A 12,342-nucleotide genomic window follows, 5' to 3' on the forward strand; every position below is an offset into this window, starting at 1 on the left:
TGTGGGAGCTGGCTTGTCGTGGCGACGAACCGCTGCGATGGGCTGCATAGCAGCCCCATTGACGCTCTCTGACAGGTTCATTGTTTTTATAGACTGCGTGTCATGAATTGAAAAGCAAAGCCCTGTTTGGGCCCATGTCATCAAATGAAAAGCCCCTGACGCCCAATGTGAAGCACCCATTGGGTGGGCTGTTTACTGTGAGCCTCAAGAGCTACACCGCACACGAGGTTCACCGTGGAAAAACTGCATACCACCGCCACCGTGCTGATCGTCCCCGGCCTGCGCGGGCATGTCGCCGAGCACTGGCAGACTTTGCTCGCAGACCGCCTGGCCAAGGTCCACAGCGTGCCACCACTGGAAGTCGACGGGCTTTGCTGCAAGGCCCGTGTCGAAGCGATCCAGCGCGAACTGGAACAGATCGACGGCGAGGTGGTGCTGGTGGCGCACAGCGCCGGGGTATTGATGGTCGCCCACTGGGCGGCCCGCTACCGGCGGCCGATCAAAGGCGCGCTGCTGGCGGCGCCGCCGGACCTCGGGGCGCAATGGCCGGCTCACTACCCAAACCCGGCCAGCCTGGCCGAGCAGGGTTGGTCGCCATTGCCGCTCGACCCGCTGCCGTTCCCCAGCATCGTCGCCGCCAGCAGCAATGACCACCTGGCCAGCTACGCCGCCGCCGGCGAGCTGGCCCGCCGCTGGGGTAGCGAACTGATCAGCCTGGGCGCCGTCGGCCACCTCAACCCAGCTTCCGGTTTCGGGCCCTGGCCGCTGGCCGAAGCCCTGGTCCGCCGACTGGACAACCCCAACCTGCAATAGCGCATGGACGCCCCAGCCACGCCCGCAAAAGACGGGCGGCGTTAAAAACAATAACAATACGTGGAGCCATCGTAATGCCAGAACACCGCATTCACCGTGCTGTGAAGCCACAGCGCTGCCTGCTCGCCTGCGCCATCAGCCTGCTCACGCTGCCTGCCGCGCATGCCTTCGAAGTCGATACCGGCAACGAAAACTGGGCCGTGCGCTTCGACAATACCGTCAAGTACAACTACGGCGTACGCACCGAAAGCGCCGACAAGCGCCTGTTGGCCACGCCCAACAGCAACGACGGTGACTACAACTTCCGCAAGGCCGGCACCAATATCACCAACCGGGTCGACCTGCTGACCGAACTGGACGTGGTCTACCAGGGCAACACCGGCTTTCGCCTGAGCACCGCCAGCTGGTACGACAAGGCCTACGACAACACCGGCTCCAACAGCAACCCGTTCGTCAATGGCAACGGTGACCAGTCCGGCATCAACCCCAGCCTCAATGGCCTGCCGGGTACTGGCGTGCCGCTGGGCAGCCCGCACCTGAGCAACTACGCCCAGCGCTACTACAGTGGCCCGTCTGGCGAAGTGCTCGATGCGTTCGTGTTCATGAGCCGTGACGTGGGCGAGGCCTCGCAGGTCAGCGCCAAGCTGGGCCAGCACAACCTGTTCTGGGGCGAGACCCTGCTCAACCCGGTGCACTCGCTGAGCTATGGCCAGTCCGGCCTTGACCTGGCCAAGCTGGCTGCTTCGCCCGGTACCGAGGCCAAGGAGCTGTTCGTACCGCGCAACCAGCTGTCGACCTCGTTCCTGGTCAACTCCGAACTGACCTTGGGCGCCCAGTACTTCTTCGACTGGGACGCCGCCAGGCTGCCCGAAGCCGGCACCTACTATGGCGGCTCGGACGTGGTAGGCGAGGGCGCCCAAAGCTTCCTGCTCGGCCATACCGGCACCCCTGGGCTGATCCCGGTACGCGGTGCACTGACCACCATCCGCCGTGGTCACGACCTTACGCCTGGCAAAAGTGGCGATTGGGGCGTCATGGCCAAGTGGTCGCCCGAATGGCTGGGCGGCACCCTGGGCTTCTACTACCGCAAGACCTCCGAGATCCTGCCCCAGGCCTGGCTCGACGCGCGTGGCATGACCGTGGCCAGCGGCCCGTTCGGTAGCCCGCCGGGCAGCCGCCAGGCGGCCGTCGGCAACCTGTACAACTCGCTGCAAAGCACCACCTACCAGTTCGCCTACGCCGACAACATCGACATCTATGGCCTGAGCCTGTCCAAGGACGTAGGTGGCATCAGCGTCGGCAGCGACCTCAACATCCGTCACAACATGCCCCTGGCCAGCATCCCGGCAATCGTCAGCGCCCCCGGCCAGGGCGGCCTGGGCGGCGGCTTCGGCCTGCTGCCGGCGCGCCTGCCCAGCAGCGGGGTGATCTACGACGTACCCAAGGATGGCGACGGCCTGGGTGCTACCGGCGACACCCTGCACTGGACCCTCAACGGCCTGATGACTATTGGCGACACGCCGCTGTTCGACTCGGCGACCCTGCTGGGCGAGCTGTTCTACAGCAACCTGCTCAAGCTCGATAGCCACAACGAGGCTTTGTACAAGGGCAAGAGCAGCTACCGCGGCATCGACAAGGCCACCCGCGACAACTGGGGCATCGCCGTCAACTTCACCCCCACCTGGTACCAGGTACTGCCCGGCGTGGACCTGAGCATGCCGCTGTCGGTCAACGTCGGCCTCGATGGCGTCTCGCCGGTGCAGGGCGGCGGTGCCGAAAACACCGGCAACTACGCGGTGGGCGTGAGCGCGGCGATCTACAACCAGTACTTCGTCGACCTCAAGTACGTCGACAGTTTTGGCAAGACCAAGTCCTGCAAGGACGGCCAGACCGACGGCAGCACCCCCAACGCCCTGGATGGTGAACAGGACTACACCTGCTACGGCGGCGGCTATGCCTCCTTCTCCGGCGGTGGGGCTACCACCGAAGACCGTGGCGCCCTGTACCTGACCCTCAAGACGACCTTCTGAGTCATGTTCCCCCACAGACTTAACAGGAAGACAACCATCATGAATTTCGTACGTACCCTGCTGGCTTCGTGCCTGTCGCTGGCTGCCCTGAACGCTGTACAGGCCGCCGTTTCCCCTGACCAGGCCGCGCGCCTGGGCACCAGCCTGACCGCCATCGGTGCGGAAAAGGCAGGCAATGCCGATGGCTCTATCCCGGCCTACCAGGGCGGGTTGCTGACGCCACCGGCCGGCTACCAGAACGGCGCCAGCATGCGCCCTGACCCGTTCGCCGGGGAGAAGCCGCTGCTGGTCATCGACGGCAAGAATGCCGAGCAGTACAAAGGCCAACTGACTGCCACCACCCTGGAACTGCTCAAGCGCTACCCCAGCTATCGCGTGGACGTGTACCCGACCCACCGCAGCGTGGCGCTGCCACAGGCAGTGCTCGACAACACCCGCAAGAACGCCACCGGCGCCAATAGCCTGGAAGGCGGCACAGCAGTCAGCAATGTGCTGCCCGGCATACCGTTCCCTATCCCGCAGAACGGCGCCGAAGCCATGTGGAACTTCCTGCTGCGCTACCAGGGCGTGAGCATGACCGCCAAGTACGACTCGTGGAACGTCGATGCCGCCGGCAAGGCATCGTTGTCGACCACCGGCCAGGCCAATATCAGCTACCCGATCTACGAGGACATGGCCAAGCCGATCGGCGCCAAGGACACCTACTACCAGATGAAACTGGTGTACACCGGGCCCGCGCGCCGGGCCGGCGAAGCCATGATGCTGCGCGATGCCGCCAACCCGCTGGTGCAGCCACGCAGCGCCTGGCAGTACCTGCCGGGCCAGCGCCGGGTCAAGCTGGCGCCGAACCTGGCCTACGACACACCCAACCCGGGTACCTCGGGCTCGGGCACCTACGACGATGTGTTCGTCTTCAATGGCGCGCTGGACCGCTACGACTGGACCCTGGTCGGCAAGCAGGAAATGTACGTGCCCTATAACACCTACCAGCTGACCTACAACACCGACGTCAAGCAGGTGATCACCCCCAACCACCTGGCACCGCAATTCGTACGCTGGGAGAAGCACCGCGTATGGGTGGTGGAAGGCAAGCTCAAGGATGGCGCCCGCCACATCTACCACAAGCGCCGCTTCTACCTCGATGAGGACAGCTGGATCGCTCTGGCGTCGGACCAGTACGACGCCCGTGGCCAGCTGTACCGTGGCTCGTTCGCCTTCCTCACCCAGAGCTACGACAAGCAGACCCCGGACGCCACGCCCTTCATGATCTACGACCTGGTCGGCGGCACCTACAACCTCAACGGCGTGGTCGGTGCCTACGGCGGTATCCGCTACATCGAGCCCCTGTCGAAAACCCAGTGGTCGCCCGAGTCGCTGGCTGGCAACGGCATTCGCTGAACCCACGGAGCAGAGGTAGGCAATGTCTGTCTTCAAACGATGCAGTGCGGTGGTCCTGGTACTGGCCGCACTGCATGGCGCGGCCCAGGCGGCGCCCTTCACCGACGTACTGGACCTGCCCGCGATGCCCAGCGCCCTGGCCGCCACCAGCGCTTTGCGCGATGTGGCCATGGCCGGCGAGCGGCTGGTAGCGGTGGGCCCACGCGGGCACATCCTGTATTCCGATGATCACGGCCTGCACTGGCAGCAGGCCCAGGTGCCGGTCAGCGCCGACCTCAACGCCGTGAGCTTCGCCACGGCCGAGCTGGGCTGGGCGGTGGGCCACGATGGTGTGGTGCTGCACAGTCGCGATGGCGGCGTGCACTGGCAAAAGCAGCTGGATGGCCGGCTGCTGGCCGAGCAACTGCCGGGCACGGGCAGCGACAATGCCTTGCTCGACGTGTGGTTCAGCGATGCGCTGCACGGCTATGCGGTGGGTGTGTTCAACCTGTTGCTGCGCACCGTCGATGGCGGCGAGCACTGGCTGCCCTGGCTCGACCACAGCGACAACCCGCAAGGGCTGCACTTGACCAGCCTGGCCCCGGTCGCTGACCAGTTGTACATCACCGGCGAGCAAGGCCTGTTGCTGAAGTTGGACGGCGAGCGCTTCACCCGCGTCGACACGCCCTACGCCGGTACGCTGTTCGGAGCCGTCGGCAAGCCTGGCGTACTGCTGGTCTACGGCCTGCGCGGGCATGCCTACCGCAGCACCGATGGTGGCAGGCAATGGCAGCCCGTCACCACCGGCGTGAACACCAGCCTCACCGCCGCCGGCGTCGACCGTGATGGGCACCTGTGGCTGGCCAGCCAGGCCGGTGACTTGCTGTTCAGCCAGGACGATGGCGCCAGCTTCCACTCGGTGTCGCAAAGCGGCCGAGGCCCGGTGACCGCGCTTACCACCGATGCTGCCACCGGCCTGGTGCTGGTCGGCGAACGGGGCGTGCGCACCCAGGTCGCTACCCCCACGCTGCACCCATAACAAGAGAAGACCCTGATGGCCGCTACCCGCCAAGATACCCTTCCGGTAATCCGCAATCTCGCCGATTTCGACGCGCGCTCGGGCAATGGCCTGGAGCGATTGGTGTTCAACCACCGCCTGCCGTTCCTGCTGTGCATGCTGCTGGCGACCCTGGTGCTGGGCTACATGGCCCTGACCCGCCTGGAACTACGCCCCAGCTTCGACAAGATGCTGCCGCAGAGCCACCCCTACATCCAGAACTACCTGGACAACCGCCCCTCGTTGCGCGGGCTGGGCAACGCGGTGCGCGTGGTGGTGGAGAATACCCAGGGCGACATCTTCGACCCGGGCTACCTGCAGACCCTGCGCCACATCAACGACGAACTGTTCCTCAGCCAGGGCGTGGACCGGGCCTGGATGAAGTCGCTGTGGAGCCCGGCGGTGCGCTGGACCGAAGTCACCGAGGAGGGCTTCCAGGGCGGGCCGGTGATGCCCGACGGCTATCAGGGCGCGGCGGGTGACATCGAGCAGCTACGGCAGAACATCGAGCGCGCCAACATCGTCGGCAGCTTGGTGGCGCGCGACTTCAAGTCGAGCATGCTGGTGGTGCCGCTGCTCGACCAGGATTCCGCTACCGGCAAAGGCCTTGACTACCACGCCTTCTCGCAAAAACTCGAGCAGCTGCGCAGCCAGTACCAGGCCAGCGGCCAGTACCGCATCCATGTGATCGGCTTCGCCAAGCTGATGGGCGACCTGATCGACGGGCTGATCCAGGTGATGGCGTTCTTCGCCCTGGCGGTGCTGACCAGCCTGGTGATCATCTACTGCTATACCCGCTGCGTGCGCAGCACCTTGCTGGTGGTGCTGTGTTCGTTGACCGCGGTGGTGTGGCAGTTGGGCATCGTCGCCTGGCTGGGCTACGCCATCGACCCGTATTCGATCCTGGTGCCGTTCCTGATCTTCGCCATCGGCGTATCTCATGCGGCGCAGAAGATGAACGGCATACTCCAGGACATCGGCCGTGGTACCCACCGCCTGGTGGCCGCGCGCTATACCTTCCGCCGCTTGTTCGTGGCCGGGGTGACCGCGTTGCTGGCCGATGCGGTGGGCTTTGCCGTGCTGATGCTGATCGACATCCCGGTGATCCAGGACCTGGCCATCACCGCCAGCATTGGTGTCGCGGTGCTGATCTTCACCTCGCTGCTGCTGATGCCGGTGGCGCTGTCGTATGTCGGTGTGGGCCGCAAGGCCGCCGAGCGGGCCCTGGCTATCGATGCGCGCTGGGCCCATCGCCGGCAAGCCAGCTCCCACAGGTACTGCACAGGGCTTGAGATCAATGCGGTCGAGGTGGGAGCTGGCTTGCCGGCGATGGGGCGCGCAGCGGCCCCAATCAATCCATGGGGTTTGCTCGACCACTTCACCGAACGCAAATGGGCCAGTGCCGCGCTGCTGGTAGCCCTGGCCCTGGCCGCCCTCGGCATCTGGGGCAGCCTGCAGCTGAAAATCGGCGACCTCGACAGCGGCGCGCCCGAACTGCGCGCGGATTCGCGCTACAACCTCGACAACACCTACATCACCCAGCACTACGCGCTGTCCAGCGACACCTTCGCGGTCATGGTCAAGACCGCCCCCGAAGGCTGCCTGCAATACCAGACGTTGATCCTCGCCGACCGCCTGGCCTGGGAGCTGCAGCAATTGCCGGGTGTGCAGACCACCGTGTCGCTGGCTAACGCGGTGCGCCAGATCACCGCCGGCACCTACGAAGGTAACCCGCGCCTGAACACCCTGCAGCGCAACCAGGATGTACTCAACTACGCTGCCCAGCAGGCCTCGGTCAACGCACCGGAGCTGTTCAACAACGACTGTTCGCTGATGCCGGTCATCGCCTACCTGAAGGACCACCGCGCCGACACCCTGGTGCAGGTGGCTGCCGCGGCCGAGCGTTTCGCCCAGGCCAACAGCAACGCTGATCACCAGTTCCTGCTGGCCGCGGGTAGCGCCGGCATCGAGGCCGCCACCAATGTCGTGGTCCGCGAGGCCAACCACCGCATGCTGTTGCTGGTGTACCTGGCGGTCACGCTGTTCTGCCTGTTCACCTTCCGCAGTTGGCGCGCCACGCTGGTGGCGATTCTGCCGCTGATGCTCACCTCGGTGCTGTGCGAGGCGCTGATGGTGGCCATGGGCATTGGCGTCAAGGTTGCCACCTTGCCGGTGATCGCCCTGGGCGTGGGCATTGGCGTGGACTACGCGCTGTACCTGCTCAGCGTGCAGCTGCACTACCAGCGCGCCGGGTTGAGCCTGGCCCAGGCCTATCAGAAAGCCGTGGCCTTCACCGGCCGGGTAGTGGGCCTGGTCGGCATTACCCTGGCGGCCGGCGTGGTCGGCTGGGCCTGGTCGCCGATCAAGTTCCAGGCCGACATGGGCCTGCTGCTCACCTTCATGTTCCTGTGGAACATGCTCGGCGCGCTGGTGCTGATCCCTGCGTTGTCGCATTTCCTCCTGCGTGGCCAGGCCGCCCCGGCGCCCGCCGAAGCCCAGGCCACGCCGCTTCCGCAAACCCAAGCAAGCGAGTGCTCGCCTCATGTCTGATTACCTTCCGCCACTGCGCGACATGGATTTTCTGTTCAACGAAGTGTTCGACATCCCAGCCTGGTGGGCGCAAACGCCCGCACTGGCCGAGCAGGTCGATGGCGATACCGCCCGGGCCGTGCTCGAACAGGCCGGCCGGTTGATTGCCGAGGTGGTTGCGCCGCTCAACCGCAGTGGCGACGAACAGGGTTGCCGCTGGGAGGCCGGCCAGGTGCGTACCCCCGATGGCTTCGCCGATGCCTACCGGGCCTTCGCCGCCGACGGCTGGGTGGGCGTGGCCGGTGCCCCGGAATACGGCGGCATGGGCATGCCGAAAGTGATCGGCGCCCAGGTCGAAGAAATGCTCAATGCCGCCAACCTGTCGTTCGGCCTGTACCCGATGCTCACCGCCGGGGCCTGCCTGTCGCTGCTCAACCATGCCAGCGCATCTCTGAAGGCCCTGTACCTGCCGCCCATGTACCAGGGGCGCTGGAGCGGCTCGATGTGCCTGACCGAGCCGCATGCCGGCACCGACCTGGGCCTGATCCGCACCCGCGCCGAACCGGCCGCCGACGGCCGCTACCGCATCAGCGGCACCAAGATATTCATCACCGGTGGCGAGCACGACCTCACCGAGAACATCATCCACCTGGTGCTGGCCCGGCTGCCGGACGCGCCCGCCGGGGCCAAGGGCATCTCGCTGTTCCTGGTGCCCAAGGTGCTGGTCGACGACGACGGTGCGCTGGGCGAGGCGAATGCACTGGGTTGCGGCTCGATCGAACACAAGATGGGCATCAAGGCTTCGGCCACCTGCGTGATGAACTTCGACGGTGCCATCGGTTACCTGGTCGGCGAGCCGCACAAGGGCCTCAACGCGATGTTCACCATGATGAACTACGAACGCCTGGGCGTAGGTATCCAGGGCCTGGCCCTGGGCGAGCGCTCTTACCAGGGCGCTATCGCCTATGCTCGTGATCGCCTGCAAGGTCGCGCGCCGACGGGGGCCGAGGAGCCGGCGCAAAGCGCCGACCCGATCATTGTCCACCCCGACGTGCGGCGCATGCTGCTGACCATGAAAGCTCTGAACGAAGGCGGGCGGGCATTTTCCACCTATGTGGCGTTGCAACTGGACCTGGCCAAGTACAGCGAGGAGCCGGCAGCACGCGCCCAGGCCGAGGCCAAGGTGGCGTTGCTCACGCCGGTGGCCAAGGCGTTCCTCACCGACATGGGGCTGGAGACCACCGTGCACGGCCAGCAGGTGCTCGGCGGCCATGGCTACATCCGCGAATGGGGCCAGGAACAGTTGATTCGCGACTGCCGCATTACCCAGATCTACGAAGGTACCAACGGCATCCAGGCCCTGGACCTGGTGGGGCGCAAGCTGCTTGGCGACGCCGGGAAGACCTATCGCAGCCTGTCTGACGAACTTGTCGCATTTGCCCAGGCGTTGCCAACGGCATGCGCAGAGTTCAGTACGCCACTGCTGGACGCGGTGCGCAACCTCGACGAACTGACGGCCTGGTTGCTCGACCGCGCGCAAGGCAACCCGCGCGAGCTTGGCGCGGCGGCCGTGGAGTACCTGCAGGTGTTCGGCTACACGTTCTACGCCTACCTGTGGGCGCGCATGGCGCAAGCTTGCCTGGGCAACCCGGCCCCGCAGCCGTTCCATGCCAGCAAGCTCGGTACCGCACGCTTCTACTTCGCCCGCCTGTTGCCGCGCATCCATTCGCTGAGTGCCAGCGTCAAGGCGGGTAGCCATAGCCTGTACCTGCTCGAGGCCGAACAACTGTGAATAACGCCACGATGAGCGCAACCCGCCGCCTGCCACCGACCGAGCAGGCCTATGCCTACCCGCTGCTGATCAAGCGCCTGCTGCTGTCGGGTGTGCGCTACCAGCCCAACCAGGAAATCGTCTACGCCGACAAGCTGCGCTACACCTACACCACGTTGCTTGAGCGCATCCGGCGGCTGGCCAATGTGCTGAGCAACGCTGGGGTAAAACCTGGCGACACTGTGGCCTTGCTCGACTGGGACAGCCACCGTTCGCTGGAGTGCTTCTTCGCCGTGCCGATGCTCGGTGCGGTGCTGCACACGGTCAACGTACGCCTTGCTGCCGAGCAGGTGCGCTATACCATGAACCATGCCGAGGACCGGCTGGTGCTGGTGCACGACGATTTTCTGCCGCTGATGGGCCAGCTGCATGCTGAGCTGCCCACGGTGGAGGGTTTCATCCGCCTCAGCGATGGCGCCGCCGCGGCTGTCGATGTGCCGCTGCTGGGCGAGTACGAAGCATTGCTGGCGGCTGCCGACCGGCACTTCGACTTCGCCGATTTCGACGAGCACTCGCTGGCCACGCTGTTCTACACCACCGGCACGACCGGCAACCCCAAGGGCGTGTATTTCAGCCACCGCCAACTGGTGCTGCATACCCTGGTGGAGCAAGGCACCCTGGCCGCTTGCGGTGAGCAGCCGCTGTTGCGTACCGGGGACGTGTACATGCCCATCACGCCGATGTTCCACGTGCATGCCTGGGGCGTGCCCTATGTGGCCACGGCCCTGGGCATCAAGCAGGTCTACCCCGGGCGCTACGAACCCAACCGCCTGGTGCGCCTGTACCGCGACGAGGGCGTGACCTTTTCCCATTGCGTGCCCACGGTGCTGCAGATGATGCTCGACAGCAAGGAAGGGCAACACACCGACCTCAGCGGCTGGAAAATGCTGCTGGGTGGCAGCGCCTTGACCCTGGGCCTGGCACAGCGTGCCAGTGAGCGTGGCATCAGCGTGCATTGCGGCTACGGTATGTCGGAGAGCTGCCCGCTGCTTAGCATCACCTGCCTCAGCGCCGAGTTGCTGGCATTGCCCATGGCGCAACAACTGCCACTGCGCATCGATGCTGGTGTGCCGATTGCGTTGGTGGACCTGCGCATCGTCGACGCTGAAGGCAGGGAGGTGCTACACGATGGCGAAAGCCTGGGCGAAATCGTGGTGCGTGCGCCTTGGCTGACCCAAGGCTATTTGCATGAACCGGAGCAGGGCGCCGCATTGTGGCAGGGTGGCTGGATGCACACTGGCGACCTGGCCTGTATCGACCCGACAGGTGTAGTGCGCATTCGTGATCGGATCAAGGATGTGATCAAGACCGGCGGCGAGTGGGTCAGCTCGGTGGAGCTGGAAAACCTGATCAGCCAGCATCCGTCTGTCGCCTCGGTGGCAGTTATTGGTATTCCAGACCCACAGTGGGGGGAACAACCCTTGGCGCTGGTAGTCTGTTGTGATGGCGCGCGGCTCGACCAGGCGGCATTGGCCAGGCACCTGCAGCCGTTTGTCGACAGTGGGCACCTGAACAAATGGGCAATACCGCGGCAGTTGCGTTGCGTGGACGAGATCCCCAGGACCAGTGTCGGCAAGATCGACAAGAAGCGGATTCGCCAGGCACAGCGTTAAGCGTTGGCAGGTCCGGCCCTATCGCCGGCAAGCCAGTTCCCACCCCTACCGCATAGGCCTCAAGCCCTGTGCAGTACCTGTGGGAGCTGGCTTGCCAGCGATGGGCTGCGTAGCAACCCCCAATACCCGCCAAACAAGGGACTGGCGATCGACTGATGTTCAGATGAGTAAAGTTAGGTAAAAGCGGCCACGGCATATACAGGGATCAGTATTGTGGTTTGTACTGACCAGTTCAAAGATGCCATTGATGAACACACTACCGTCGCAGCCCTGCGCTGAACGCGGGGCGTTCTCCAGTTTCGAGGCGTGTCGCAATACCCAGCAGGGCCCCGTGGTGATTCTTGCCTCGGGCGCCTCCGCCAAGCATTTCCCATTGGGCGAGTTCGCGCACTTGCCCATCATCGCCATGAACGGTTCGGTTGCCATGACCGCCGAGCACGGCATCAAGCCTTTCTTCTACGTGTGCACCGACAAGAGCTTCTGCCAGCAGCAGCCGGCATTGTTCGCCACCGCCCTGCGTGACAGCCAGCGCCTGGCGCTGTGGCCAGAGCAGTTTGCGGGTGCCGATATACCGGCCGGCACCGAGCGTTATGCCCTGCACAAGGCTGACGCGCCGGGCCTGCTGGACGGTTTGCGCGGCCACGGTGACAGCTGCGTGTGCAACCGCTCGCTGTGGAGCAAGCGGGCCCGTTCGATCGCCTTCAGCAAAGACCTGGCGCACGGCTTCTTCGATGCTCGGACGGTGGCGTACGTCGCCCTGCAGCTAGCGTATCACCTGGGTTTTGCAGAGGTGTTGCTGGTAGGGGTAGACCTGGACCAGACCGTAGGGCGCTTCTATGAGGGCGACCAGGGCCAGTATTCGCCGTGCGGGCTCGACCAGCACTGGCACAGCCGCATCTTGCCGTCACTGACGCTGATGGCCCGGGAAGTGGTCAACGAGCATTTCCATGTCTACAACCTGTCGACCACCTCGCGCATTCCCGCCGAGCTGATTCCCAGGGTCAATCTTGACCAAGCGCGGCGGATCGCCGGCTGCGCGATTGCTTGAGCAAGAAAGCGGGTGCGTGCAGGGCTGGGGATGCGTACAGTACG

Annotated in this window: 8 protein-coding genes; all 8 read left to right on the forward strand. The window is 64.9% G+C overall.

Going from position 1 to position 12,342, the window contains the following annotated elements; genetic code table 11:
* The first annotated feature begins 234 nt into the window (after nt 1-234).
* The 8 genes from TZ03_RS01420 to TZ03_RS01455 all read left to right on the forward strand — a co-directional run bounded on the left by TZ03_RS01420 (nt 235) and on the right by TZ03_RS01455 (nt 12,298).
* Nucleotides 235-813 carry an RBBP9/YdeN family alpha/beta hydrolase gene (locus tag TZ03_RS01420; RefSeq protein WP_051095283.1) on the forward strand — a complete coding sequence of 193 codons (579 nt, stop codon included), beginning with the start codon at nt 235-237 and terminating at the stop codon, nt 811-813.
* A 74-nt stretch (nt 814-887) separates the two neighbouring features.
* The gene (locus tag TZ03_RS01425; RefSeq protein ID WP_051095284.1) at nt 888-2,843 is read left to right on the forward strand and encodes a DUF1302 domain-containing protein; all 1,956 of its coding nucleotides are present in this window, start codon (nt 888-890) and stop codon (nt 2,841-2,843) included.
* 39 nt (nt 2,844-2,882) lie between these two features.
* Nucleotides 2,883-4,241, forward strand: coding sequence for a DUF1329 domain-containing protein (locus TZ03_RS01430; protein ID WP_051095285.1), 1,359 nt, complete (start codon nt 2,883-2,885; stop codon nt 4,239-4,241).
* 22 nt (nt 4,242-4,263) lie between these two features.
* Nucleotides 4,264-5,259: a WD40/YVTN/BNR-like repeat-containing protein gene (locus TZ03_RS01435; protein ID WP_051095286.1), complete on the forward strand. Its 996-nt coding sequence runs from the start codon at nt 4,264-4,266 to the stop codon at nt 5,257-5,259.
* Between the two features lie 15 nt (nt 5,260-5,274).
* Nucleotides 5,275-7,827, forward strand: coding sequence for an efflux RND transporter permease subunit (locus tag TZ03_RS01440; RefSeq protein WP_051095287.1), 2,553 nt, complete (start codon nt 5,275-5,277; stop codon nt 7,825-7,827).
* Complete coding sequence (locus tag TZ03_RS01445; RefSeq protein WP_051095296.1) at nt 7,820-9,598, forward strand: acyl-CoA dehydrogenase C-terminal domain-containing protein; 1,779 nt, start codon at nt 7,820-7,822, stop codon at nt 9,596-9,598. The genes TZ03_RS01440 and TZ03_RS01445 overlap by 8 nt, the downstream gene beginning before the upstream one ends.
* 11 nt (nt 9,599-9,609) lie before the next feature.
* A complete protein-coding gene (locus TZ03_RS01450; RefSeq protein ID WP_051095298.1) occupies nt 9,610-11,250 on the forward strand; it encodes a fatty acid--CoA ligase in 1,641 nt (546 codons plus the stop codon).
* 247 nt (nt 11,251-11,497) lie between these two features.
* Complete coding sequence (locus tag TZ03_RS01455; protein ID WP_051095300.1) at nt 11,498-12,298, forward strand: lipopolysaccharide biosynthesis protein; 801 nt, start codon at nt 11,498-11,500, stop codon at nt 12,296-12,298.
* Nucleotides 12,299-12,342 lie beyond the last annotated feature (44 nt).

It is taken from the genome of Pseudomonas sp. 10-1B, from assembly GCF_000935045.1.
GTDB lineage: Bacteria > Pseudomonadota > Gammaproteobacteria > Pseudomonadales > Pseudomonadaceae > Aquipseudomonas.

What these genes read in the sequence shown, in the direction of transcription:
- TZ03_RS01440 (WP_051095287.1), top strand. Translation starts at nt 5,275, where the DNA reads ATGGCCGCTACCCGCCAAGATACCCTTCCGGTAATCCGCAATCTCGCC.
- TZ03_RS01445 (WP_051095296.1), top strand. Translation starts at nt 7,820, where the DNA reads ATGTCTGATTACCTTCCGCCACTGCGCGACATGGATTTTCTGTTCAAC.
- TZ03_RS01455 (WP_051095300.1), top strand. Translation starts at nt 11,498, where the DNA reads ATGAACACACTACCGTCGCAGCCCTGCGCTGAACGCGGGGCGTTCTCC.
- TZ03_RS01430 (WP_051095285.1), top strand. Translation starts at nt 2,883, where the DNA reads ATGAATTTCGTACGTACCCTGCTGGCTTCGTGCCTGTCGCTGGCTGCC.
- TZ03_RS01425 (WP_051095284.1), top strand. Translation starts at nt 888, where the DNA reads ATGCCAGAACACCGCATTCACCGTGCTGTGAAGCCACAGCGCTGCCTG.
- TZ03_RS01450 (WP_051095298.1), top strand. Translation starts at nt 9,610, where the DNA reads ATGAGCGCAACCCGCCGCCTGCCACCGACCGAGCAGGCCTATGCCTAC.
- TZ03_RS01435 (WP_051095286.1), top strand. Translation starts at nt 4,264, where the DNA reads ATGTCTGTCTTCAAACGATGCAGTGCGGTGGTCCTGGTACTGGCCGCA.